This window comes from Sphingobium sp. V4 (assembly GCF_029590555.1).
GTDB lineage: Bacteria > Pseudomonadota > Alphaproteobacteria > Sphingomonadales > Sphingomonadaceae > Sphingobium.
Genome location: NZ_CP081001.1, coordinates 175,128 through 196,946 on the forward strand (window position 1 = coordinate 175,128; position 21,819 = coordinate 196,946).

Here is a 21,819-nt window from a genome sequence, read left to right on the forward strand (position 1 = left end):
CCGGCTTCAGCCGACGGGCAACCAGTCCAGATCCATGTCCTTGTGCCGGTTGGTATAATGGCCGATATCCTCCAGCCGCTCCAGGTCGAGCAGGGTGATGCGGCCGTTCGACCGGCTGATCAACCCCTCCTGCTCCATCTGCCGGATCATCCGGTTCACATGGACGGATGTCAGGCCGATCGAATCGCCGATTTCCTCCTGGGTCAGCTTCAGGTCGAAACTGTCGGTGATGCGGTCGTCGGTTACGCGCAGCCGGTCGAACATGTCGAGCAGGAAGGCGGCGACCCGCGCCTTGGCCGATGTCCGCCCCAGCGAGGCGAGCCGGTCGGTCATCGCCACCCGCTCGGCGTTGGACAGCAGGAACAGCAGCGCGGCGACGCGCGGATATTCTTCCAGCAGCCGCCGCAGAGCATGTTTGTCGAACGGACAGATGACCGCATCGGACAGCGCGACCAGGGATTCGGGCGCGCGACTGTAGATCGTGCTCGCCGATCCTATGAAATCGCCGGGGAAGTAGACCCGCAATATCTGCCGGCTGCCGTCAGGCAGGATGACGAAGCTCATCACCCGGCCTTCGCGCAGCACGAACAACTCCGTCACGGTGTCGTTGACGCGCTGAATCATCGCGCCGCGCTTCACCTTGCGGGGATTTTCCTCCAACTTCGCCAATGCCGTCTTTTCCGCGTCGGACAACGGCACATGGCGTGTCAGTCTTTCCGCGAAACAACTTGTTGCCACCAATACACCTTCTTCTCAAAGTTTCTCGTTACGATGGCAAAACGCCCCAGGCGCCTTTTGGCTGCATTTTCAGCTTCTGCACTAAACTCGATCAATCTCGGGCGAAGCATGGCAATATTGTTTCATCGGTTCGGCGGGCGGGCGGGACATGGCCGCTCAGCCGCCTTGCGCGCCGCGCGTTTGCCGCTATTAACCCTGTCCGATGGACCGCATTGATATTCGCGGCGGCAAAGCATTGAGCGGCCGCCTTCCCATTTCCGGCGCCAAGAACGCGGCTCTGACGCTGCTGCCCTGCGCCTTGCTGACCGACGAGCCGGTGACGCTGCGCAACCTGCCGCGCCTCGCCGACGTTGACAGTTTCGGCCATCTTCTGAACCAGTTGGGCGTGTCGACCATGATCGAAGGCGCCCGGCCGGAGGATTTCGGCCGCGTCATGACGATGCGCGCGGGGCGCGTCACCTCGACCGAGGCGCCCTATGACATCGTGCGCAAGATGCGCGCCTCAATCCTGGTGCTCGGCCCGCTGCTCGCCCGCGCGGGCGAGGCGCGGGTGTCGCTGCCGGGGGGCTGCGCCATCGGCAACCGTCCGATCGACCTGCACCTGAAGGCGCTCGAAGCCTTCGGCGCGAAGATCGAGCTCACCGCCGGCTATGTCCGCGCCAGCGCGCCGGACGGCGGCCTGCCGGGCGGCATCTACACTTTCCCGGTGGTGTCGGTGGGCGCCACGGAAAATGCGCTGATGGCCGCCGTTCTGGCGAAGGGCACATGCACCCTCGAAAATGCCGCCCGCGAACCGGAAATCGTCGACCTGTGCAAATTACTGGTCGCGATGGGCGCGGATATCGAGGGGATCGGCAGCGACAAGCTGATCGTCCATGGCCGCGACCGGCTGCATGGCGCGACGTACAGCGTGATGCCGGACCGGATCGAGGCGGGCAGCTATGCCTGCGCCGCTGCGATTACCGGCGGCTCGCTCGATCTGATAGGCGCCAATGCCGACGACATGCACGCGATCCTTGCCGCCCTGCGCGATGCAGGTGTCCAGGTCGATGTCCATCGCGACGGCATCCGCGTTTCCTCCGACGGCAGGCTCAAGCCCCTGACGCTGTCGACCGCGCCTTTCCCGGCCTTCCCGACCGACATGCAGGCGCAGTTCATGGCGATGCTGACGCTGGCCGACGGCGCGTCGGTGCTGACCGAGACGATCTTCGAAAATCGCTACATGCACGTTCCCGAACTGGCGCGCATGGGCGCGGATATTGCCGTCAACGGCCGCACGGCGGTGGTTCGCGGCGTATCGAAGCTGGTCGGCGCGCCGGTGATGGCGACCGACCTGCGCGCCTCGATGAGCCTCATCCTCGCCGGCCTGGCGGCAGAGGGCGAGACGCAGGTCAATCGCGTCTATCATCTCGATCGCGGCTATGAACGGCTGGAAGAAAAGCTGTCGGCCGTCGGCGCCGACATCGAACGGGTCGGTGATGGCTGAGGGGCGCGGGCTGGCGACGGATCGCGGGGCGCTGCTGGCGCTCTATGATCTCGACACCGGCGGCTTTCGCACCCTGGACGACATCACCGCCTTCGCGGCGCAGCTGTGCGATGCGCCGATCGCGCTCGTCAGCATCGTGGAGGATGTGCGCCAGCGTTTCCTGGCCCGGACTGGCCTCGATGCCGAGGAAACTCCCCGCGATGTGTCCTTCTGTGCGCTCGCCATGCTGGGGGACGATATCTTCGTCGTGCCCGATGCGAGCGCAGATCCGCGCTTCGCCGAAAATGCGCTCGTCACCGGCTCCCCCCATATCCGCTTCTATGCCGGCGCCCCGCTGGTGGACGACGATGGCGAACCGCTCGGCGCGCTCTGCGTGATCGACACTGATCCGCGTCCCGACCTCACCCCGCTTCAGAGGCAGGGGCTGGCCCTGCTGGCCCGCCAGGTGATGGTGGAGCTGGAAGGGCGCCGCCGGGATCGCGACATCATCCGGCAGCAGCGGCAGGATGCGGTGGCCGTCGCCGATAGCGACCGCATGTTCCGCACCCTGGCCGACACCATGCCGCAGATGGTCTGGTCGACGCTGCCCGACGGCTATCATGATTATTACAACGCGCGCTGGTATGAATATACCGGTGTGCCCGTGGGGTCGACCGATGGCGAGGCCTGGAACGGCATGTTCCATCCCGACGACCAGCCGATCGCGTGGGAAAGATGGCGCCACAGCCTTGCCACCGGCGAACCTTATGAGATCGAATATCGCCTGCGTCATCGCGGCGGGGATTATCGCTGGACGCTGGGACGGGCTCTGCCGATTCGGGATGCGAACGGTGCGATCACGCGCTGGATCGGCACCTGCACCGAAATTCACGAACAGAAGCTGATGATGGAAGAGCGCGAGATGATCGCGCATGAACTCTCGCACCGGATCAAGAATATCTTTTCGGTGATCGCAGGCCTCATCGGCCTGTCCGCGCGCCAGCATCCCGAAATTGCGGACGTGGCGCAGGATCTGCGCGACCGCATCCTGGCGCTGGGTCGCGCCCATGATTTCGTCCGTCCCCACAGCGCCGAATCCGCACCGCAACTGGGCGCGGGCGAGGGGCATTTATGGGGCATTCTCGATCAGATTTTCGCGCCCTATCGCAGTGCCGATGGCGCGCGCATCCAGTTGTCGGGCGAAGACCCGCGCATTGACGATCGTTCCGCGACGCCGCTTGCTCTGCTGTTCCACGAACTGGCGACCAATGCCGCTAAATATGGCGCCCTGTCGGTCGCGGACGGCCGCATCCATCTCCACGTCGCGATGGAAGGCGATGACGTCCGCATCGACTGGCGGGAAGAAGGCGGGCCGGTCGTCTCCCCGACGGGGGGCGAGGGGTTCGGCAGCCGGTTGATGACGCTCAGCGTCGAGCGGCAGCTGGGCGGTCGCATGACCCGTGACTGGCAGCCCGACGGCCTGCGAATCAGCCTCTGGATTCCATCCCGTTCCATGAGCCGGGCGGCGGGAAGGGCGTAAAGCCGGCAATGTCGGCGTCGTGCAGCGCCGGCTCGTCGGCCGCCGCCAGCTTCAGCGCCGCGGAAATGCTGTGCGGGCGGAAAGGCTTGGTGATGACGCCCAGAGCCGCCACCGACGCCTCTCCGATCTGAGAGGGATTGGCCGTCACATAGATTACGCGGATGCCGTGACGGCTGGCCAGTTCCATCCCGATCTGCGGGCCGGTCGGCCCGTCGCGCAGATTGAGGTCGACCAGCGCAATGTCGCACGAAGCGGCCGATTCCAGCGCTGCCGCGCGATCGGCCGCGATCGCCCCGACATCGAAACCGGCGTCCTCGACGATCTGCTCGATTTCCAGCGCGACGAAAATCTCGTCTTCTACGATCAGAACCTTCTTGCTCATGCCTTTAAGCCCGTGAAACCTGGAGGCGATAAAAGCCGCAGCCGCCATTCGGTTCCCGCACTGCACAAAAATAGGGGATAACCTGCCCCAAAGAACAGGTCATTCGGCGACGCTGGTCCACATCGTCTCGAATACGGTCCCCTGCATCAGCAGCACGGAGGCGGGATAGCCCGCCTCGGCCGCCTTCTTCGCCGTGCCGGTTGCGCTGTCGACCGCTTCCGCCTGGGTCGGGAAGGGGCCGTAATATTTATTGTCCAGGTTGATCTTCCACGCGCCCTCATGGGCGACGACGATGTAACGGGCATGGGGCAGGGGCATGATTACAGAACCTCGGTATTATAATGGTGCCAGGCCATGATCGCGGCGGCGCCGCGATGCGGGCGCCAGGCTTCGGCGACCTGGCGAGTCAGTTTTTCGCTCGGCCGTTCGGGCAGGCCCAATATGCGCCCCACCTCGATCTGCACTGCCAGGTCGCCCGCCGGCCATATGTCGGGCCGTCCTTCGGCGAACAGCAGGTAGATTTCCGCCGACCAGCGCCCGATCCCCTTGATCCGCACCAACTGCGCGATCGCCTCCTCGTCATCCTGCGGCAGCGCGTGCAGGTCGAGCGCGCCCGACAGCACCAGTTCGGCGAGGCTCCGGGCATAGCCCTGCTTCTGCCGTGACAGGCCACACGCCCGCAGCGCATCGAAATCGCGCGCCAGCAGCTCTTGCGGGGCGCAGCCATCGCCCAGTTCCGCCTCCAGCTTGCGCCACACCGCCGCCGCCGCCGCCACGCTGACCTGCTGGCCGACGATGGTACGCAGCAGCGTTTCATAACCTGGCTGGCGGACGCGCGGCTGGGGGTAGCCCACCCGCGCGATCGCGGCGACGAATCCCGGCTCCAGCGCGGCGATCGCGTCCAGGCTGGTGCGGAGCTGATCTGCGGTCATGACCATGGTGTTTCCGTCCAGCCCTTGATTTCCCCGCGTCTCTCCGTCAGAGCGGCGGAGAAAATTCGAGGGGACTGGATAGATGCCGAAACTGATCGTGGTCAACCGTGCGGGTGAGGAACAGGCTGTCGATGGCGACAATGGCCTGTCGGTGATGGAAGTCATCCGCGACAACGGCTTTGACGAACTGCTGGCCCTGTGCGGCGGCTGCTGCTCCTGCGCGACCTGCCACATCTATGTCGACCCCGCCTTCGCCGACGCGCTGCCCGCGATGACGGAGGACGAGAACGACCTGCTCGACAGCTCAGACCATCGCAACGACAGCAGCCGCCTGTCCTGCCAGCTGGTGCTGAGCGACGCGCTGGACGGTCTGCGCGTCACCATCGCGCCGGAAGACTGAGTCCTTTTTCAAGATAGCCGCACCGGTCCGTGCGCCCGTCCGGGGCCAGGCCGGTGCGTCGTCCGGCGTCGCCCGTCACATCAGGGCCGCACTCGCAGCGTGGCTGCGGGCGCTTCGCCGGTCAGCGGCGTGATGGTCCAGACGATCCGCTTGCCCTGGGGTGTCGACTGGGCCCCTTCCTCCTGATTCTGGCTGACGATCTCGGCGTCGGTGGTGAGCGTGAAGCGGCCGTCGAGCGCCTTGGCCGCTTCGTCGCCCGCGCCGCCCATGCCGCCCGGTCCCTGGCTTTTGTCGAAGCCGTTGGCGAATCCCGGCGCCTTCACCCGCACCCGGTCCTCGCCCCGCATCTCCACCGCGACGAAGGGCAGTACGATCTGCGCGTCGATGTTGAAGGGGAAGAGGAAAGCGTGGGTCAGCCTGCCAGTGATCGCATAATCGATCTCGAACTTGTGATTCCCGACATAGCGGGCGGAACGGAAGCCCTTTTCCCTGGACAGCGCGGCGGCCACCGCCTGCATCTGCGCCTCGTCGCCCTTGGCGCCATTCCCCGTCTTGTCGCTGAAATCCTCATCCTGCGCCGCGATCGGCAACAGGGTCGGGGCATTTTCGACCTCGCCCTCGGGCGCGTCCTCGTCCGAGGATGTCGAACCGCCCGTCAGCGCCTCCTTGCCCATGTCCGACGCCAGTATCTCGCCCTTGTAGGCGAAGGTGAAGCTGCGGTCGGCGCGGATGTCCAGGCTCGATTCGAACTTGCCCGGCGTCACGAGGCAGGCCGACAGGGCGAGCAGGCCGCACAGCGCCCCGGCAATGCGATACAGGCGATTCATTGGCGAAGCTCCCCCCTTGGCCCGCTCAGGCCGTTACCGGTTGGTCGCGGCGTAGAGGGCGATGGCCGCGGCGTTCGAGACGTTCAGGCTCTCCATGCGCGGGCTGATCGGCAGCTTAGCGATAATGTCGCAATGCGCCATGCTGTTGTGGCGCAGCCCTTCGCCCTCGGCTCCCAGCACCAGCGCCACGCGCGATTCACCGATCGCTTCGCTCAGATGCGTGTCCGAATCGCCATCCAGCCCGATTCGCCAGTAACCCGCTTCGGCGATCTCATCGAGCGCGCGAGCGAGGTTCACGACGCGGACCCAGGGCACGATTTCCAGCGCGCCGGACGCCGCGCGCGCCAGGACGCCCGATTCGGGCGGCGCGTGCCGGTCCTGAGTCACGATGCAGAGCGCGTCGAACGCGGCGGCGGAGCGCAGGATCGCGCCGACATTATGCGGGTCCGTCACCTGGTCCAGCACCAGGATCGGTCGCTTGTCATCCTGTCCTTCTTCCAGGATTTCGCCCAGCCAGACATCGTCCAGCGGCTCGACTTCGGCGACGATACCCTGATGCGGCGCGTCGGACGGCACCATCCGCCCCATGTCGGCGACGTCGGAATAGACGATCGGCAGCACCGGCGGCAGATCGAGCTGGTTCAGCGCCTCGCGCGTCCCCCAGATCTTGCGCACGGTGCGGTTCGGGTTGGCGAGCGCCGCGATGACGGCGTGGCGTCCATAGAAGCGCGGGAAGGCGCCCTTGGGCTTGGCGGAGCGATGACCTTTTTTCATGTTCGCGCTCTTTTCACATCACCCCATTGACAGGCAAGCCTCCTTTCGCCATTGAGCCGCCTCCAGCGCGGCGGGGAACGCAAATTCTTCACTGCGCAGGGCACTGGACAGGTGGCCGAGTGGTTAAAGGCAGCAGACTGTAAATCTGCCCGGGTTTCCCGTACGCTGGTTCGAATCCAGCCCTGTCCACCACTGCATCGGGCCCGATGCAGCCGGCCCCTTACGGGACTGGAAACAGGCCAGTGTGGACGCATAGCTCAGTTGGTAGAGCAGCTGACTCTTAATCAGCGGGTCCTAGGTTCGAGCCCTAGTGCGTCCACCACCACCTTCCTTGGGATGATGATAGCTTCGCCCGCATGTCGCGGACGAGGGGCGGCGCGCCGCACGCGCCTTGCCGCATGGAAACGAAATCGCCATCGGGACGTTCGCCGGACAATCTCCGTTCATCCTATCCTGGTTATCCCGTCCCCTGCATGACCCTTGACCGTCGCGACCTTCTGATCCGCACGCTCGGCGGCGCCTTCGCGCTTGGCCTGCCGCGCCGCGCGCTGGCGCAGACCGATGTCGAGCGGGTCGACGCCCTCATCTCCAAGATGACGATCGAGGAGAAGGCCGGGCAGATGACCTGCCTTGCCGACTCGTTCCGCCCCTTCAACCCGCCCAACCCCCAGGCCGGCATCCAGGACGAAAAACGGCTGGCCGAGGAAATCCGCAAGGGCCGGGTCGGGTGCCTGTTCAACGGCATCGGCGTCGCCGGCGCGCGACGGGCGCAGGACATCGCGGTCAGGGACAGCCGCCTCGGCATCCCCCTGCTGTTCGCCGGGGACGTAATCCATGGCCTCAAGACCATCTTTCCCGTGCCGCTCGCCGAAGCCTCCAGCTTCGATCCCGACCTGTGCCAACGCACCGCGCGCGCCATGGCCGTGGAAGCCACTGCCGCCGGCCTTCATCTCACCTTCGCGCCGATGGTGGATGTCGCCCGCGACCAGCGCTGGGGCCGCGTGGTCGAAGGGGCGGGCGAGGATGTGACCCTCACTGGCCTGCTCTCGGCCGCCCGCATCCGCGGCTTCCAGGGCCGCGACTTGCGCCGCGATGATTCGCTGCTCGCCTGCCCCAAGCATTTTGCCGCCTATGGCGCGGTCGCCGCCGGGCTCGAATATGGCAATGTCGACATCAGCGAGGAGACGCTGCGCGAAACCCATCTGCCCCCCTTCGGACAGGCTTTCGCCGCCGGCGCGCTGACCACCATGGCCGCCTTCAACGAGATCAACGGCGTGCCCGCCACCGCCGACGGCGAACTGCTCACCGACATATTGCGCGGCGAGATGCAGTTTCGCGGCTTCGTCTTTTCCGACTACACCGCCGACGAGGAACTGGTCGCCCACGGCTTTGCGGAGGATGCGCGCGATGCCGCCCGCCTCGCCGTCCTCGCCGGGGTCGATATGTCGATGCAGAGCGGCCTCTTCATCCGCTACCTCCCCGAACTGGTGAAGAGCGGCGCGGTGCCGATGGGCACGGTCGACGTCGCCGTACGCCGCATTCTCTATGTAAAGGCCGCGATCGGGCTGTTCGACAATCCCTATCGCTCGCTCAACGCGGAAGCGGAACAGACGCGCATCTACACAGCGGCCCACCGCGGCCTGGCGCGCGAGGCGGCCGCGCGCTCGGTCGTGCTGCTCAAGAATGCGGGCGTCCTGCCGATCGACCCGGCCAAGGGGCAGAGCATCGCCCTGATCGGGCCGTTCGCGGAGGACACGGCCAATCTCTACGGCCCCTGGGCCTTTTACGGCGATCCGGGCAAGGGCGTCGACATCGCCACCGGCCTGCGCGCGGCGCTGCCGGATGCCGCGAAACTCAGCGTCACGCGCGGCAGCGACATCAGCGGCGCGATCGACGGCGGCATCGCGCAGGCGGTGACGGCGGCGAAGGCGGCAGACATCGTCCTGCTCGCCATCGGTGAATCGCAAGCCATGTCGGGCGAGGCCCAGTCGCGCACCGTCATCGACATTCCCGCCGCACAGCAGGCCCTGGCGGACGCGGTGGTCGCCACCGGCAAGCCCGTCGTCATCCTCCTGCGCCATGGCCGCGCCCTGGCCCTGCATGGCGGCGTCGCCGACGCGCAGGCGATCCTCGCTACCTGGTTCCTGGGGAGCGAGGCCGGCCACGCCATCGCCGACATCCTGCTCGGCAGGGTCGATCCGTCGGGCAAGCTGCCCGTCAGCTTCCCTTGGGAAAGCGGGCAGGAGCCATTCTTCTACGATCGCAAGTCCACCGGCCGTCCGGTGGTGGACGATCGCACCGAATATAAGGCGCGCTACACCACCACCGACAACAGCGCCCGCTTCCCCTTCGGCCACGGCCTCAGCTACACCGATTTCGCGCTCGACCGGCTGAAGCTGTCGGACAGCGCGCTGCGCTGGGATTCTGCGATCGAGATTACCGTGCGCGTCACCAATGCGGGCGGGCGCAAGGGCAGCGAAGTCGTCCAGCTCTATATTCGCGACCGCGTCGCCAGCCGCACGCGTCCGATTCGCGAACTCAAGCGCATGGCGCGCGTCACCCTGGCACCGGGCGACAGCCGGATCGTCCGCTTCTCCCTGTCGCGCACCGATCTCGAATTTGTCGGCGCCCGCAACCGCCGGATCGCGGAGCCGGGCCTGTTCGACCTGTGGGTGGGATCATCGTCGGTCGGCGGCCTGCACGCGCAGTTCACCCTTTATGCCGACATGCCCGCGCCGTCACCCGCAGGCGGCTGACGGCTCCTGTGGCTCAGCCCTTGCCGAGCTTGTCCGCATAGAGCATCCGCCCCGGACCCAGCAGCCCCAGCACCTGCGGCACGATATGCGGGGCGACCGCGAAACAGCCTTCGGACCGGCCGCACTTGCCCCAGGCGGCGACATGGTCCTCGCTCACATAATCGGCGCCATGGACGACGATGGCGCGTGCCTCGGCATTGCTGTTCTGCGGGTCGAGGCCCAGCAGGCGCATCGACCGGCCATGCTGGCCGACATACATCTCGCCCGTCCGGAAAGCGCCGGAACTGCTGGCGAGCGAATCGAACTCGTTGGAAAAGCTGTGCAGCCATCCCGAATGGCCGGGGTCGGACCCGCGGCCATGGGACACCAGATAGCTGTTGGCCTGGCCGCTGATAAGGTCGACGATATGCATCCGCATGTCCTTCGACGGCGCGTCGAAGTCGACGATCGCCACCCGGTCGCGCAGCGCGAAATGATGGGCATGACGGTCCAGCGCCGCCCTGGCCCGTTCCAGCAGCGCCGCATAGGGTTTTTGCGGCGCCGGGCGCGGCGTAGCGGGAACCGGCGCGGGGCTTACGGGTTCGGGAGCGATGGGCAGCGCGGCGCGGCCCATGCTGTCGGGCAGAAACGAAAAGGCGAGTCCGCTCAAAGCGAACTTCGTGAAATTACGGCGATCCATTGGAGCAATATAGCAAAGCTGGCGCCCCGGTTGAAGACCGGGGCGAACAGACTCATTCGCCCGTGCCGCTCGCTTCGCCCACCGGCTGGCTCTGCTCGCCGTCCTGGGGCAGGCGCGACGTCATGCCGGTCGCTTCGGCATCGTCCAGTATCTGCTGTTCCTCCGATACGGTCGGCGGTGGCGCGGCCGGAGTCGCGACCGCGTTGTTCTGCGGTTCGGGCAACGGCGCCTCGGGTTCCTCAATGATTACATTCTCGACCGGCGGCTCGACCAGATTGTTGGTCGCCGGAGCCTCCTCTTCTTGTCTGCCGCAGGCGGCCAGGGTCAGCGCGCCGGCAAGGGCGATCAGGGCATATTTGCGCATGGGGGCGTCAGTCCTTCGATGCGATGGTGGTGGGGGATGGGGCGGCGGTTGGGTCGGCGCGACGGCTCGACGCCTCGATCTTCTGCGCGAGCAGCCTGTCCCAGCCATAGGGATCGGCGCGGAAGCTGACCGTGCCGTTGGGGCTGGCGAAGGCGGTCCAGTAGAGCAGGTAGACCGCCACCTCCTGCGGTAGCGACACGCGCTGGGTCTTGCCCTCGTCGATCAGCGCCTGGATCTGGCCGTTGAGGTTGGGGTCGGCCGCGACCATCTGCTCGGCGAGCGCGACCGGCTTTTCCAGCCGGATGCAGCCATGGCTGGCGAGCCGGTCATAGCTGGAGAATTTCCCGCGCGACGGGGTGTCGTGCAGATAGACGGCAAAGCTGTTGTTGAAGTCGAACTTCAGCCGCCCCAGCGCGCTGTTCGGCCCGGCGGGCTGGACGATGCGCTCGCCGCCCTCGGGCGTCTTGACGATCTTGTAGCCCTGGCGGATCAGCGTCGCGCGGCCCTTGGGGAACAGTTCCCGCTTGGCGATCGACATCGGGACGTTCCAGGGCGGGTTGACCACGATGGAATGGATGCTGGAAGACAGCATCGGCGTCGCATTGTCGGGGCTGCCGGTCACGGCGCGCATCGAACTGACCGGCTGGTCGCCCTCGAACACGGTCAGCACGGCGGCGGCGATGTTCACCTGCACCCGGTTGACCGGCAGGCTGCGCGGCATCCAGCGCCACCGCTCCATGTTCGCCATGATCGCGGCGATGCGCTCGTCCACGCCGACATTGAGCGCGGCCAGCGTGCGCGCGCCCAGCTGGCCCGTCGGTTCCAGACCGTAGCGGCGCTGGGCGCGCTGGATCACGTCGACCAGCGGCTCGTCGCGCGTGACGGCGGGGTCTTCCAGCGCGATCCGCGCCCGCACCACATCGGGGGCGGATGTGGCGGTCAGCGTCGGCCAGCCGCCCTTGTCGCGGATCGCCTCATATCGGGTCAGGCCCTTGCGCAGCGTTTCATAGCCGGCCCAGGGCGGGGTCAGGCCTGCGGCCCATTGTTGCAGCCGATCTTCCGCCACCGCCTTGGCCAGCGCAGGGCGCGGGTCGAAGGCGGCCGGGCGCAGCGCCCAGATATTCAGGAAATCGGCGGTATCGACCCGGCCGGTCGACAGCGCCTTGGCCCGGTCGAGCAGCGCGCCGACCAGCGCATCGCCCTTCAATGGCCCGCTCGCCTTCTGCCGCGCCATCAGACCCTGCGCCGCGCCATTCTTCAGCCAGTCGTTCGCCCAGACCTCCTGCGCCGGGGAGAGCGCCGGGATCGGCACCGGCGGCGGCGGGGCGGGCAGCGGCTGGACGGTGGCAGGAGGCAATGTGGGCGCGACCGCCGGGGGTGGCGTCTGTGCGAAGGCGGCGACATGGCTCAGCCCGGCAAGGGCCAGCAGCGGGAAACGGATCATCTTGGGACGGTTCATGCTGGACCAGATAGCGCAAAGCCGCCATCGTTCAAATCGCGATAGCGGGAAAAGATCATGCTGCACGTTGTTCACCATCCCGCCTATGTCTCGCCTGCAACACCCGGCAGCCGCTTTCGTTTCGACAAATATGGGCTGGTGATGGAAGCGCTGCGGGAAAGCGGCGCCTCCTGCCATGTCCATGAACCGCAACCGATGCCGCGCGACTGGATCGAAGCGGTGCATGATCCGGCCTATGTCAATGAAGTGCTGACCCTGTCGGTCCCGCCGGAAAAAACGCGGCGGATCGGCTTTCCGGTGACGGAGCGGGTGATGCGCCGGTCGATCCTGTCGCCGGGCGGCACCTGGGCGGCGGCCAAGCTGGCGATCCGCCATGGCTATGCCGCCAATGCGGCGGGCGGCAGCCATCATGCGCTGGCCGATACCGGCGCGGGCTATTGCGTGTTCAACGATCTCGCTATCGCCGCCAACCGGCTGGTGGCGGAAGGGGATGCCGCCCGCATCCTCATCCTCGACCTCGACGTGCATCAGGGCGACGGCACGGCGTCGCTGCTGGCGGGACGCAGCGACATCTTCACCCTGTCGGTCCACGCCGAAAAGAATTTCCCGGTGCGAAAGGCCCGTTCGACGCTCGACATCGGGCTGGAGGACGGGACCGGGGATTCCGCCTATCTGGCGCTGCTCGCCGACATCGTGCCGCGCGTGCTGGATGATTTCGCGCCGGACCTCATCCTCTACCAGGCGGGGGTCGACCCGCATGAGGAGGATCGGCTGGGCCGGCTGGCGCTGACCGATGCCGGGCTGGACGCCCGCGACCGCTATGTGGTGCGGCAGGCGCGGGAACGGGACGTGCCGCTCGCCAGCACGCTGGGCGGCGGCTATGGCGAGGACCGGATGCGGGTCGCCCGCCGCCATGCCGACAGCATGATCCGAATGGCCGAGGAAGCGGTCAGCGCGGCGTATCGCCAGGCCTGACCACAATCTTCGTCTCCATCAGCTTCGCGGCGATCAGCCCGGCCGCCGCCAGGGCCACGAAATCGCTGAAGGCGAGGTAGAGGATATAGCCCCAGGGCGCATGGTTGAACACTGCCTGCCCGATATGGAGCCACAGCACCGCCGCCAGCGCGAACAGGATCGTCACCCGCGCGCGGCTGGCGAAGTCCGCGAGGGCGAAGCGCAGCGCCAGCGCGATCACTACGCCCACCGCCAGCGCCAGCACCAGCCCGCCGATCAGCGCGCCGCCGTCCATGACGGGAAAGCCGCTGCTATTGTAGAAGATCTGCGCCACCGGGCCACGGCCGTAGAGGATCGTGCCCTGCGCCGTCGAAGGATCGGGTATGACGTATACGCCGGTGCCCGTGGCGTTCAGCGCCTGCGCCATTGCCGCCTGGAGGTTGGCGCTCGCCTGGTCCCCGACCCGGCTCAGCGCCAGCGCGGACAGCGGCGTGCCCCAGAAGAGAAATCCTGTAACGAAGATGGCCAGCCCGCCCAGCAGGCCGCCGATCACTGTCCGAACCATATTCCCTCCCCATGTGGACGCGAAGCTGACGCCTCAACGCGGGAAGGGCGGTTTCTTTCCGGTCAGTCCGTCGGGCGCGCCGCCTTTTCGGCGATGCCCGACACGCCTTCGCGCCGGTCCAGTTCGTCCAGCACCGCGTCGAACGGCACGTCGAGGTCGGCCAGCAGCAGCATCAGGTGAAAGATCAGGTCGGCGCTTTCGCCGATCGCGCCCTCCCGGTCGTCGGCCATGGCGGCGATCACCGTCTCGACCGCTTCCTCGCCGACCTTCTGCGCGATCTTGGCGCGGCCCCGGGCGGTCAGCTTGGCGACATAGGAGGCCGACGGGTCTGCGCTCCGCCGCTGGCGGATGGTCTGCTCCAGATTGTGCAGCGTGTCGCGCATCGTCATTCTCCCGTCACCGGCACGCGCACCGGCACGCCCGCCGCCGCCAGCGCCCGATGCGCCTCCGCGATCGTGTGCTGGCCGAAATGGAAGATGGAGGCGGCCAGCACGGCGCTGGCATGGCCCTCGACCACGCCCTCGACGAGATGGTCCAGCGTGCCGACGCCGCCGCTGGCGATCACCGGGATCGCCACCGCATCGGCGATCGCGCGGGTCAGCGCCAGGTCATAGCCCTGCTTCGTGCCGTCCCCGTCCATGGACGTGACCAGCAATTCCCCCGCGCCCAGCTCGGCCAGGCGCAGCGCATGGTCCAGCGCGTCGATGCCGGTCGGCTTCCGCCCGCCATGGGTGAAGATTTCCCAGCGCGGCGTGCCGTCGGCATTTGATCCGGCGCGCCGGGCGTCGACCGATCCGACGATGCACTGGCTGCCGAATCGGTCGGCAATGTCGGCGACCAGTTCGGGCCGGGCGACCGCCGCGCTGTTGACGGCGACCTTGTCCGCTCCGGCAAGCAGCAGCGCGCGCGCATCGTCCGCGCTGCGCACGCCGCCGCCCACGGTGACGGGCATGAAGCAGACCTCGGCGGTGCGGCGCACCACGTCCAGGATGGTGCCGCGCGCCTCATGGGTCGCGGTGATGTCGAGGAAGCACAGCTCGTCCGCCCCGGCCGCGTCATAGAGTTTCGCCTGCTCGACCGGATCGCCGGCATCCTTCAGGTCGACGAAATTGACACCCTTCACCACGCGTCCATTGGCGACGTCGAGGCAGGGAATGACACGGGTGCGGACGGTCATGGGGCTGGTTTCCAGGTGTCCGTTCGAAACGAACGGCGGTTGTACGATATGGTTTATGCCGCCGCCTGCGCTACCGCCAGAGCGGTCTTGAGATCGAGGCGGCCATCATAGAGCGCGCGGCCGGTGATGACGCCCTCTATCCCGTCATCGGCATGGAGGCTGAGGATGCGGATGTCCGCGATCCCCGCCACGCCGCCGCTGGCGATCACCGGAATGTCGGTGGCGCGGGCGAGATCCACGGTCGCGTCGACATTGCAGCCCTTGAGCATCCCGTCGCGGCCGACATCGGTGAACAGCAGGCTGGCCACGCCCGCATCCTCGAACCGGCGGGCGAGGTCGATGACGGCCATGTCGCTCTTTTCCGCCCAGCCGTCGGTCGCGACGAAGCCGTCGCGCGCATCGACCGCGACGACGATGCCACCGGGAAAGTCGCGCGCCGCCGCCTTGACGAAGGCGGGGTCTTTCAGCGCCGCCGTGCCGATCACGATGCGCGATACGCCCAGGTCGAACCAGCGCTCGACCGATTCCCGGTTGCGGATGCCGCCGCCCAGCTGGACATGGCCGGGAAAGGCTTCCACGATCTTCTCGACGGCTTCGGCATTGACCGCGTGGCCGGCAAAGCTGCCGTCGAGATCGACTACGTGGAGATGCTGGGCGCCCGCTTCAGCGAAGAGCAGGGCCTGCGCGGCTGGATTGTCGCCATAGACGGTGGCGCGGTCCATGTCGCCCTCGGCGAGGCGGACGACCTGCCCCCCTTTGAGGTCGATGGCGGGAAAGACGATCAGCGACATTATCCGATTTCCAAAATGCCGTTCGAACCGAACGGACGTTGCATTATCTCACGGCCGCCAGTTCAGGAAGCGCGCGAGGAACGACAGCCCGTAGCGCTGGCTCTTTTCCGGGTGGAACTGGCAACCGATGATGGTGTCGCGCGCGACCGCGGCGACCAGCGGCCCGCCATGGTCGGTCGTCGCTGCGACATGGGCGGGGTCGGCCGCCTCGAAATGATAGCTGTGCAGGAAATAGGCCTCGCCCGCCTCCAGCAGGGTCGAAATCCCCTGGTCCGCTCTATTCAGGACCACATCGTTCCAGCCCATGTGCGGCACCTTGATCGCGGCGTCGCCCGGTTCGATCCGCCGCACCGTGCCGGGAATCCAGCCCAGCCCCTCATGCCGGCCGAACTCCTCGCCCGCGTCGGCGAGCAGCTGCATCCCAACGCACACGCCCAGAAAGGGCGTGCCGCGCTGGCCCACCGCCTCGCCCATCGCCTCGACCATGCCGGGGATCGCCACCAGAGCGTCGCGGCACGCGCGGAAGGCGCCCACGCCCGGCAGGACGATCCGGTCGGCCCGGCGCACCAGATCGGCGTCGGCGGTGATGACGACATCGTCCGCCCCGGCCTTGCGCAGGGCATTATGGACCGAATGGAGATTGCCCGCGCCATAGTCGATCAGGGCGATCATGGCAGCAATGTCTCCAGATTGACGCTGGCGGCCCGTGCCGGATGGAACTCGATGAGCTCGAAGGATGCAGCGCCATTGGCGACGAAAGGATCGGTCGCCGCCTTGGCCGCGATCTCCGCCCGCTCGCCCCGCGCCATCAATATACCCCCGGTGCGCGGCTCGCGCCGTCCGGCCAGCAGCAGCCAGCCATCGGCGATCCCCTGGTCCAGCCAGGCGCGATGATCCGCCAGATGGCCGTCCAGCACATCGATCGGCGCCGTATAGGTCAGCGAAATGATGAACATGGAAACGGCCCTTCTATGCGTGTCTGCTTACAAAATGCCCTTGGTCGAGGGTATCGCATCCGCCTTGCGCGGGTCGATCTCCACCGCTTGCCGCAGCGCGCGGGCCAGCCCCTTGAACGCGCTTTCGACGATATGGTGGTTGTTGCTGCCATAGAGAAATTCGATGTGCAGCGTGATGCCGGCGGCCTGGGCGAAGCTGTGGAAGAAATGTTCCACCATCTCGGTGTCCCACTCGCCGATCTTCTGCACGGTGAAGGGCAGCTTGCACACCAGCCAGGGACGCCCCGAAATGTCGAGCGACACGCGGGTCAGCGTCTCGTCCATCGGCGAATAGACATTGCCGTACCGGCTGATGCCGCGCTTGTCGCCCAGCGCCTTCGCCACCGCCTCGCCGATCGCGATCGCCGTGTCCTCGGTGGTGTGATGCTGGTCGACATGCAGGTCGCCGACAGTCTTCACATCCATGTCGATCAGCGAATGGCGCGACAGTTGCTCGATCATATGATCGAAAAAGCCGATGCCCGTCGACACCGTATAAAGGCCCGTCCCGTCGAGGTTGACGGTGACGTCGATCTGGGTTTCCGCCGTGTTGCGGTGAATCTCGGCCTTGCGCATGGCCGCCCTATAGCGCGTGCCGCCAGTCTTGCAATCTGCTCGTGCAGGGGTTGACCGCCTGTTTCGTGCCGCTAGGACATTGGGCCATGAGCGACGACCTGCCCGATAGCCTGATTCCCTATGACGAAATCGTGCAGGAGGCCCTGCGCGCGGTCGTCGGGCGGGTGCTGGGCGAAGTGCAGCAGACCGGCGGCCTGCCGGGCGCGCATCATTTCTACATCACCTTCAAGACGCAGGCGCCGGGCGTCGAGATTCCGAAGCAGCTGGTGGAACGCTTCCCGGACGAAATGACCATCGTCCTCCAGAACAAGTTCTGGGATCTCAAGGTCAGCGGCACCCATTTCGAGGTCAGCCTGACCTTCAACCAGGTCGCGGCCCATCTCTTCATTCCCTTCAGCGCGATCACCGCCTTCGTCGATCCGGCCGTCAATTTCGCGCTCCAGTTCCAGGTGGCGGCCGACGAGGAGCCGGAACCCCATGACGCCGCCGAAAATGACGGCCCGCAGGTGACGAGCGAGGACGGCTCCAACGTCGTCACCGTGGATTTCGGCAAGAAGAAATAAGCCGCCGGCGCGCCAGCCGTCCCTGCGCGCGTAGCATCCTTTTCGCTTGGGCACGATTTTCTCTCATGGGGAATGTCGATCACTCTGACCCAATCGATTCGTTTCAGCAATGAAGCGCCCCCCTCTATCGCTTCCCCGGCTCCCAGGAGCAGGATCGCAACGGATACAGGGGAAAAACCATGTCCAAATCGCATATTTCGCTCATCGCGCTGATGGCCGCGGCGATGGCGCCCGCGCTGGCGGCAACGCCCGCCCGCGCCGCCGAACCGGCCATGACCACCAAGGACTGGTGGCCGCAGACGCTCGACCTTTCCGCCCTGCGCCAGCATGAGGCGACCCGCGCCAATCCCTATGGCGCCGACTTCGACTATGCCGCCGAATTCGCCACGCTCGATCTCGACGCGGTGAAGGCGGATCTGCGCAAGGTGCTGACCACCTCGCAGCCCTGGTGGCCGGCCGATTATGGCCATTACGGCCCCTTCTTCATCCGCATGGCCTGGCACAGCGCGGGCACCTACCGCACCGGCGACGGGCGCGGCGGGTCCGACGGCGGCGAGCAGCGGTTCGAGCCGCTCAACAGCTGGCCCGACAATGTCAGCCTGGACAAGGCCCGCCGCCTGGTCTGGCCGATCAAGCAGAAATATGGCCGCAAGATCAGCTGGGGCGACCTCATGGTCCTGGCCGGCAATGTCGCGCTGGAGGATATGGGCTTCAAGACCATCGGCTTCGCCGGCGGCCGCGTCGACGCCTGGCAGCCCGACCTGGTCTTCTGGGGGCCGGAAAAGAAATTCATGGCCGATCAGCGCCGCGACGCGAAGGGCAATCTGAAGGGACCGCTCGCCGCGACCCAGATGGGTCTCATCTACGTCAATCCCGAAGGCCCGAACGGCAATCACGATCCGCTGGCCGCCGCCGCCGACATCCGCCGCGCCTTCGGCAACATGGCGATGAATGACGAGGAAACCCTCGCTCTGATCGCGGGCGGCCACACCTTCGGCAAGGCGCATGGCGCGCACAAGCCCGAAGAGTGCATGGGCGCCGACCCGTCGGCCGCCGGCATCGAGGGCCAGGGGCTGGGCTGGAAGAACAAGTGCGGCAAGGGCAATGCCGAAGATACGATCACCAGCGGCCTCGAAGGCGCCTGGTCGGCCAATCCGATCGCCTTCACCACGCAATATCTCGACAATCTGTTCGGCTTCGACTGGGTGAAGACGAAAAGCCCGGCCGGCGCCACCCAGTGGATTCCCACCGATCCTGCCGCGGCCCAGCTCGTCCCCGACGCGCATGTGAAGGACAAGCGCCACGCGCCGATCATGTTCACCACCGACATCGCGATCAAGGAAGACCCCGGCTTCCGCAAGATCGCCGAGCGCTTCCACAAGGATCCGGAGGAATTTTCGGCCGCCTTCGCCCGCGCCTGGTTCAAGCTGACCCATCGCGACCTCGGCCCCAGCGCCCGCTATCTGGGCAAGGACGCGCCGGCGCAGAGCTTCTCCTGGCAGGATCCGCTGCCCAAGGCGACCTATGCCGCGATCACCGATGCCGACGTGGCCCAGCTCAAGTCACGCATCCTCGCGTCGGGCCTGACCGGGCCGGAACTGGTGCGTACCGCCTGGGCCTCGGCTTCCACCTTCCGCTCGACCGACATGCGCGGCGGGGCGAATGGCGCGCGCGTGCGGCTTGATCCGCAGATCAACTGGGCGGTCAACGACAAGGCCGAACTGACCAGGGTCGTGGGCAAGCTTGACGCCATCCGCACCGCCTTCAACAAGGCGGCGGCCGGCCGGCAGGTCAGCCTTGCCGACCTGATCGTGCTGGGCGGCAACGCCGCGGTGGAGCAGGCCGCGTCGAAGGCCGGCTACAGCGTCACCGTGCCGTTCAAGCCGGGCCGTGTCGACGCGACCCAGGCCGACACCGACGTCCAGTCCTTTGCCTTCCTCGAGCCGAAGGCCGACGGCTTCCGCAACTATTACGCCGCCAATTCCGATCTCGCTCCGGCCGAAGCGCTGGTGGACAAGGCCGACATGCTCGACCTGACCGTGCCGGAAATGACCGTGCTGCTGGGCGGCCTGCGCGCGCTCGACGCCAATAGCGGCAAGTCGCGGAACGGGGTGTTCACCACCCGTCCGGGCCAGCTCAGCAACGACTATTTCGTGAACCTGCTGGACATGGGCACGGTCTGGTCGAAGTCGACGACGGACGCGACCCTCTATGAAGGGCGCGACCGCAAGAGCGGCGCGCTGCGCTGGATGGCGACCCCGGTCGATCTCATCTTCGGGTCGAACTCCGAACTGCGCGCCGTGTCGGAAGTCTATGCTTCCGACGACGCGAAGCAGAAGTTCGTCACCGACTTCGTGGCCGCCTGGGCCAAGGTGATGGATGCCGACCGCTTCTGACCATCAGGCATGACGACAGGGCCGGCGGCGATTCGTTCGCCTCCGGCCCATTTTTTCGGGAAAGCCGCCCATGAAGACCATTCCTTTCCCCACGTTCCGCGCCGCCGCTTTGCTGCTGCCCGCGGCCGCGGGAACGGCCGCCCACGCCCAGGCGCCTACGCCTGGCTTCACGCCCTGCGCCGCCTGCCATGCGACTGCGCCGGGCAAGACCAGCTTTGGCCCCAATCTGCGCGGCGTCGCCGGCCGCAAGGCGGCCAGCCTGCCCGGCTACAGCTACAGCCCGGCGCTCAAGGCATCAGGCCTCACCTGGGACGCCGCCACTCTCGACCGCTGGCTCACCGCCCCGCAAAAGCTGGTGCCCGGCACGAAAATGCCTTTCCCTGGCATCCCGGACGCCACGCGACGGCGGCAGGTGGTGGACTATCTGCTGAGCCTGCGGTGAGGGGCTGAGCGACATGGTCGGCCATGTCGCGCGCGCCCGTCATCGGACGGATGCGGCCTTGACCGGGCGCTGTGCCCCGACGTCAGAAGCGGCGATGATCTTTCCCGTCGATCAGGTCGCAACTGCCCCGGAACCCATAGGAATCAAGGCCGCGGATGCTGATCTGGCCGCTCCGCCGGTTGATCGTGATTGCCGGCTTGTTGAGGCCGTTGAGGCGATATTTGGCATGGATGACGTCAGGCCCGCTCTCGACATCGTAGAGATCCCACCAGCCATCATGGCCACGCGAGTTGATCGGCGGAACCAGCTTCTTGGGCAGGCTGATCCGTCCGCCATTGTCCCATAGCTGGATCATGACGGATGCATCGAATTGCTGCGGCGCCAACTCCGTGCGGTTGCCATAGTCGTAGCGATTGCGCCGACTGTTCCACGACCACCCATAGCTGGTCGCCAGGCCGGGCCTTTCGCCATCGCCGAAGCAGACCAGGCCCAGGTCGACGTCATAGTCGCCCACCCGCAACGGGCCTTGGTCGCCGGCATAGCTCGGCGATTCACGCCGGGGGTTCGGTCGCGCATAGCCGATGTCGGGACGGTCGGTCGCATCGCGGTCCATCGTCCGCCGCGCATCATGCCCGGCCCGCCCGCCCGCGCTCTGGTTGCAATCGGGGGCAGGGGTCGATGTGATGGAGGCATAGCGACCGTCCATCGTCGCCACGGTGACGCATTGGCGTGTCTCGCGATTCCACCAATAGCTATATTTGCGATCGTCGCCCGTCTCGGTCTTCACGAACATATAGCCGCGCGACTGGATCGCCGTTTCCGCTCCCGCCGCGCGTGCGCCCACCAGATCGCGGACATCATCGGGCGTCTGCGCCTGGACAGCGCTCGAACCGGCTGCCGCAGCAGCCAAAGCCATGGCCCACATCTTCATGATCTGCCTCCATTATTTTCCGCTATGGTGATCGGAACGCGTTAGCTTGTCGAAACGGAGTTGCGGAATGGTGAAGGGTGCACGTGCACCTCTTGATCCAATGTCGCACATCG

The 21,819-nt window shown here is 66.6% G+C and carries 25 protein-coding genes and 2 tRNA genes; 10 read left to right on the forward strand and 17 right to left on the reverse strand.

The features are described from left to right. Positions 1 to 6 precede the first annotated feature (6 nt). Positions 7 to 741 (reverse strand): Crp/Fnr family transcriptional regulator, encoded by a 735-nt coding sequence (locus K3M67_RS00915; RefSeq protein WP_066864062.1) that lies wholly within the window; start codon positions 739 to 741, stop codon positions 7 to 9. A gap of 199 nt (positions 742 to 940) precedes the next feature. On the opposite strand from K3M67_RS00915, the gene murA reads away from it, so the two are divergent. Together murA and K3M67_RS00925 are read left to right on the forward strand one after the other, a co-directional pair. Then, positions 941 to 2,224: a UDP-N-acetylglucosamine 1-carboxyvinyltransferase gene (gene murA, locus K3M67_RS00920; RefSeq protein WP_066864059.1), complete on the forward strand. Its 1,284-nt coding sequence runs from the start codon at positions 941 to 943 to the stop codon at positions 2,222 to 2,224. Beyond that, the gene (locus K3M67_RS00925; protein WP_285832029.1) at positions 2,217 to 3,743 is read left to right on the forward strand and encodes a sensor histidine kinase; all 1,527 of its coding nucleotides are present in this window, start codon (positions 2,217 to 2,219) and stop codon (positions 3,741 to 3,743) included. The genes murA and K3M67_RS00925 overlap by 8 nt, the downstream gene beginning before the upstream one ends. On the opposite strand, the gene K3M67_RS00930 is transcribed toward K3M67_RS00925, so the two are convergent. Genes K3M67_RS00930 through K3M67_RS00940 form a run of 3 tightly spaced genes read right to left on the reverse strand, consistent with a single transcriptional unit; the run spans position 3,691 to position 5,063 of the window. Beyond that, positions 3,691 to 4,173, reverse strand: a complete 483-nt coding sequence (locus tag K3M67_RS00930) for a response regulator (RefSeq protein WP_084439256.1) — start codon at positions 4,171 to 4,173, stop codon at positions 3,691 to 3,693. The genes K3M67_RS00925 and K3M67_RS00930 overlap by 53 nt on opposite strands. Before the next feature lie 51 nt (positions 4,174 to 4,224). After that, a complete protein-coding gene (locus K3M67_RS00935) occupies positions 4,225 to 4,443 on the reverse strand; it encodes a DUF2188 domain-containing protein (protein WP_066864053.1) in 219 nt (72 codons plus the stop codon). Positions 4,444 to 4,445: 2 nt separating this feature from the next. Beyond that, positions 4,446 to 5,063, reverse strand: coding sequence for a DNA-3-methyladenine glycosylase family protein (locus tag K3M67_RS00940; RefSeq protein ID WP_066864050.1), 618 nt, complete (start codon positions 5,061 to 5,063; stop codon positions 4,446 to 4,448). 76 nt (positions 5,064 to 5,139) lie between these two features. On the opposite strand from K3M67_RS00940, the gene K3M67_RS00945 reads away from it, so the two are divergent. Further along, positions 5,140 to 5,457 (forward strand): 2Fe-2S iron-sulfur cluster-binding family protein, encoded by a 318-nt coding sequence (locus tag K3M67_RS00945; RefSeq protein WP_066864047.1) that lies wholly within the window; start codon positions 5,140 to 5,142, stop codon positions 5,455 to 5,457. Between the two features lie 80 nt (positions 5,458 to 5,537). Here the strand turns inward: K3M67_RS00945 and K3M67_RS00950 are convergent, their stop codons facing one another. Both K3M67_RS00950 and rlmB read right to left on the reverse strand, forming a co-directional pair. After that, the gene (locus tag K3M67_RS00950; RefSeq protein WP_285832030.1) at positions 5,538 to 6,284 is read right to left on the reverse strand and encodes a hypothetical protein; all 747 of its coding nucleotides are present in this window, start codon (positions 6,282 to 6,284) and stop codon (positions 5,538 to 5,540) included. Positions 6,285 to 6,317: 33 nt separating this feature from the next. Then, a complete protein-coding gene (gene rlmB / locus K3M67_RS00955) occupies positions 6,318 to 7,058 on the reverse strand; it encodes a 23S rRNA (guanosine(2251)-2'-O)-methyltransferase RlmB (protein ID WP_066864040.1) in 741 nt (246 codons plus the stop codon). Between the two features lie 105 nt (positions 7,059 to 7,163). Here rlmB and K3M67_RS00960 point away from each other — a divergent pair. From K3M67_RS00960 to K3M67_RS00970, 3 genes are all read left to right on the forward strand, one after another. Continuing rightward, positions 7,164 to 7,250, forward strand: a tRNA-Tyr gene (locus K3M67_RS00960). A gap of 54 nt (positions 7,251 to 7,304) precedes the next feature. Then, positions 7,305 to 7,380, forward strand: a tRNA-Lys gene (locus tag K3M67_RS00965). A 151-nt stretch (positions 7,381 to 7,531) separates the two neighbouring features. Further along, complete coding sequence (locus K3M67_RS00970) at positions 7,532 to 9,814, forward strand: glycoside hydrolase family 3 N-terminal domain-containing protein (RefSeq protein WP_066865211.1); 2,283 nt, start codon at positions 7,532 to 7,534, stop codon at positions 9,812 to 9,814. A gap of 13 nt (positions 9,815 to 9,827) precedes the next feature. On the opposite strand, the gene K3M67_RS00975 is transcribed toward K3M67_RS00970, so the two are convergent. The 3 genes from K3M67_RS00975 to K3M67_RS00985 are packed head-to-tail and all read right to left on the reverse strand — an operon-like array spanning position 9,828 to position 12,316. Next, positions 9,828 to 10,493: a murein L,D-transpeptidase catalytic domain family protein gene (locus K3M67_RS00975; RefSeq protein WP_066864037.1), complete on the reverse strand. Its 666-nt coding sequence runs from the start codon at positions 10,491 to 10,493 to the stop codon at positions 9,828 to 9,830. Between the two features lie 52 nt (positions 10,494 to 10,545). Beyond that, positions 10,546 to 10,857 carry a hypothetical protein gene (locus tag K3M67_RS00980; RefSeq protein ID WP_285832031.1) on the reverse strand — a complete coding sequence of 104 codons (312 nt, stop codon included), beginning with the start codon at positions 10,855 to 10,857 and terminating at the stop codon, positions 10,546 to 10,548. A gap of 7 nt (positions 10,858 to 10,864) precedes the next feature. Next, positions 10,865 to 12,316 (reverse strand): L,D-transpeptidase family protein, encoded by a 1,452-nt coding sequence (locus K3M67_RS00985; protein WP_285832032.1) that lies wholly within the window; start codon positions 12,314 to 12,316, stop codon positions 10,865 to 10,867. Positions 12,317 to 12,373: 57 nt separating this feature from the next. On the opposite strand from K3M67_RS00985, the gene K3M67_RS00990 reads away from it, so the two are divergent. After that, entirely contained in the window at positions 12,374 to 13,291 is a 918-nt protein-coding gene (locus K3M67_RS00990; protein ID WP_285832033.1) for a histone deacetylase family protein, read from the forward strand. Here K3M67_RS00990 and K3M67_RS00995 read toward each other — a convergent pair. The 7 genes from K3M67_RS00995 to hisB all read right to left on the reverse strand — a co-directional run bounded on the left by K3M67_RS00995 (position 13,266) and on the right by hisB (position 17,374). Further along, positions 13,266 to 13,835 carry a hypothetical protein gene (locus K3M67_RS00995; protein ID WP_066864027.1) on the reverse strand — a complete coding sequence of 190 codons (570 nt, stop codon included), beginning with the start codon at positions 13,833 to 13,835 and terminating at the stop codon, positions 13,266 to 13,268. The two genes, K3M67_RS00990 and K3M67_RS00995, sit on opposite strands and share 26 nt — an antisense overlap. A gap of 62 nt (positions 13,836 to 13,897) precedes the next feature. Then, positions 13,898 to 14,218: a phosphoribosyl-ATP diphosphatase gene (locus K3M67_RS01000; protein ID WP_285832034.1), complete on the reverse strand. Its 321-nt coding sequence runs from the start codon at positions 14,216 to 14,218 to the stop codon at positions 13,898 to 13,900. Between the two features lie 2 nt (positions 14,219 to 14,220). Continuing rightward, complete coding sequence (hisF, locus tag K3M67_RS01005; protein WP_066864021.1) at positions 14,221 to 15,012, reverse strand: imidazole glycerol phosphate synthase subunit HisF; 792 nt, start codon at positions 15,010 to 15,012, stop codon at positions 14,221 to 14,223. Between the two features lie 53 nt (positions 15,013 to 15,065). Continuing rightward, positions 15,066 to 15,803 carry a 1-(5-phosphoribosyl)-5-[(5-phosphoribosylamino)methylideneamino]imidazole-4-carboxamide isomerase gene (gene hisA, locus K3M67_RS01010; protein WP_066864018.1) on the reverse strand — a complete coding sequence of 246 codons (738 nt, stop codon included), beginning with the start codon at positions 15,801 to 15,803 and terminating at the stop codon, positions 15,066 to 15,068. Positions 15,804 to 15,851: 48 nt separating this feature from the next. Continuing rightward, positions 15,852 to 16,475, reverse strand: a complete 624-nt coding sequence (gene hisH / locus K3M67_RS01015; RefSeq protein ID WP_066864016.1) for an imidazole glycerol phosphate synthase subunit HisH — start codon at positions 16,473 to 16,475, stop codon at positions 15,852 to 15,854. Continuing rightward, positions 16,472 to 16,759: a YciI family protein gene (locus K3M67_RS01020; protein WP_066864014.1), complete on the reverse strand. Its 288-nt coding sequence runs from the start codon at positions 16,757 to 16,759 to the stop codon at positions 16,472 to 16,474. The genes hisH and K3M67_RS01020 overlap by 4 nt, the downstream gene beginning before the upstream one ends. A gap of 27 nt (positions 16,760 to 16,786) precedes the next feature. Beyond that, positions 16,787 to 17,374: an imidazoleglycerol-phosphate dehydratase HisB gene (gene hisB, locus K3M67_RS01025; protein WP_066864011.1), complete on the reverse strand. Its 588-nt coding sequence runs from the start codon at positions 17,372 to 17,374 to the stop codon at positions 16,787 to 16,789. Positions 17,375 to 17,460: 86 nt separating this feature from the next. Here hisB and K3M67_RS01030 point away from each other — a divergent pair, with 86 nt between their 5' ends. From K3M67_RS01030 to K3M67_RS01040, 3 genes are all read left to right on the forward strand, one after another. Further along, positions 17,461 to 17,937: an SspB family protein gene (locus K3M67_RS01030; RefSeq protein WP_285832035.1), complete on the forward strand. Its 477-nt coding sequence runs from the start codon at positions 17,461 to 17,463 to the stop codon at positions 17,935 to 17,937. 179 nt (positions 17,938 to 18,116) lie between these two features. Then, complete coding sequence (gene katG, locus K3M67_RS01035) at positions 18,117 to 20,333, forward strand: catalase/peroxidase HPI (protein ID WP_285832036.1); 2,217 nt, start codon at positions 18,117 to 18,119, stop codon at positions 20,331 to 20,333. Positions 20,334 to 20,403: 70 nt separating this feature from the next. After that, positions 20,404 to 20,775, forward strand: coding sequence for a c-type cytochrome (locus tag K3M67_RS01040; RefSeq protein ID WP_285832037.1), 372 nt, complete (start codon positions 20,404 to 20,406; stop codon positions 20,773 to 20,775). Between the two features lie 82 nt (positions 20,776 to 20,857). On the opposite strand, the gene K3M67_RS01045 is transcribed toward K3M67_RS01040, so the two are convergent. After that, a complete protein-coding gene (locus K3M67_RS01045) occupies positions 20,858 to 21,706 on the reverse strand; it encodes a hypothetical protein (protein WP_066863999.1) in 849 nt (282 codons plus the stop codon). Positions 21,707 to 21,819: the final 113 nt, after the last annotated feature.

What these genes read in the sequence shown, in the direction of transcription:
- murA (WP_066864059.1), top strand. Translation starts at nt 941, where the DNA reads ATGGACCGCATTGATATTCGCGGCGGCAAAGCATTGAGCGGCCGCCTT.
- K3M67_RS00925 (WP_285832029.1), top strand. Translation starts at nt 2,217, where the DNA reads ATGGCTGAGGGGCGCGGGCTGGCGACGGATCGCGGGGCGCTGCTGGCG.
- K3M67_RS00930 (WP_084439256.1), bottom strand. Translation starts at nt 4,173, where the DNA reads ATGGCGGCTGCGGCTTTTATCGCCTCCAGGTTTCACGGGCTTAAAGGC.
- K3M67_RS00935 (WP_066864053.1), bottom strand. Translation starts at nt 4,443, where the DNA reads ATGCCCCTGCCCCATGCCCGTTACATCGTCGTCGCCCATGAGGGCGCG.
- K3M67_RS00940 (WP_066864050.1), bottom strand. Translation starts at nt 5,063, where the DNA reads ATGGTCATGACCGCAGATCAGCTCCGCACCAGCCTGGACGCGATCGCC.
- K3M67_RS00945 (WP_066864047.1), top strand. Translation starts at nt 5,140, where the DNA reads ATGCCGAAACTGATCGTGGTCAACCGTGCGGGTGAGGAACAGGCTGTC.
- K3M67_RS00950 (WP_285832030.1), bottom strand. Translation starts at nt 6,284, where the DNA reads ATGAATCGCCTGTATCGCATTGCCGGGGCGCTGTGCGGCCTGCTCGCC.
- rlmB (WP_066864040.1), bottom strand. Translation starts at nt 7,058, where the DNA reads ATGAAAAAAGGTCATCGCTCCGCCAAGCCCAAGGGCGCCTTCCCGCGC.
- K3M67_RS00970 (WP_066865211.1), top strand. Translation starts at nt 7,532, where the DNA reads ATGACCCTTGACCGTCGCGACCTTCTGATCCGCACGCTCGGCGGCGCC.
- K3M67_RS00975 (WP_066864037.1), bottom strand. Translation starts at nt 10,493, where the DNA reads ATGGATCGCCGTAATTTCACGAAGTTCGCTTTGAGCGGACTCGCCTTT.
- K3M67_RS00980 (WP_285832031.1), bottom strand. Translation starts at nt 10,857, where the DNA reads ATGCGCAAATATGCCCTGATCGCCCTTGCCGGCGCGCTGACCCTGGCC.
- K3M67_RS00985 (WP_285832032.1), bottom strand. Translation starts at nt 12,316, where the DNA reads ATGAACCGTCCCAAGATGATCCGTTTCCCGCTGCTGGCCCTTGCCGGG.
- K3M67_RS00990 (WP_285832033.1), top strand. Translation starts at nt 12,374, where the DNA reads ATGCTGCACGTTGTTCACCATCCCGCCTATGTCTCGCCTGCAACACCC.
- K3M67_RS00995 (WP_066864027.1), bottom strand. Translation starts at nt 13,835, where the DNA reads ATGGTTCGGACAGTGATCGGCGGCCTGCTGGGCGGGCTGGCCATCTTC.
- K3M67_RS01000 (WP_285832034.1), bottom strand. Translation starts at nt 14,218, where the DNA reads ATGCGCGACACGCTGCACAATCTGGAGCAGACCATCCGCCAGCGGCGG.
- hisF (WP_066864021.1), bottom strand. Translation starts at nt 15,012, where the DNA reads ATGACCGTCCGCACCCGTGTCATTCCCTGCCTCGACGTCGCCAATGGA.
- hisA (WP_066864018.1), bottom strand. Translation starts at nt 15,803, where the DNA reads ATGTCGCTGATCGTCTTTCCCGCCATCGACCTCAAAGGGGGGCAGGTC.
- hisH (WP_066864016.1), bottom strand. Translation starts at nt 16,475, where the DNA reads ATGATCGCCCTGATCGACTATGGCGCGGGCAATCTCCATTCGGTCCAT.
- K3M67_RS01020 (WP_066864014.1), bottom strand. Translation starts at nt 16,759, where the DNA reads ATGTTCATCATTTCGCTGACCTATACGGCGCCGATCGATGTGCTGGAC.
- hisB (WP_066864011.1), bottom strand. Translation starts at nt 17,374, where the DNA reads ATGCGCAAGGCCGAGATTCACCGCAACACGGCGGAAACCCAGATCGAC.
- K3M67_RS01030 (WP_285832035.1), top strand. Translation starts at nt 17,461, where the DNA reads ATGAGCGACGACCTGCCCGATAGCCTGATTCCCTATGACGAAATCGTG.
- katG (WP_285832036.1), top strand. Translation starts at nt 18,117, where the DNA reads ATGTCCAAATCGCATATTTCGCTCATCGCGCTGATGGCCGCGGCGATG.
- K3M67_RS01040 (WP_285832037.1), top strand. Translation starts at nt 20,404, where the DNA reads ATGAAGACCATTCCTTTCCCCACGTTCCGCGCCGCCGCTTTGCTGCTG.
- K3M67_RS01045 (WP_066863999.1), bottom strand. Translation starts at nt 21,706, where the DNA reads ATGAAGATGTGGGCCATGGCTTTGGCTGCTGCGGCAGCCGGTTCGAGC.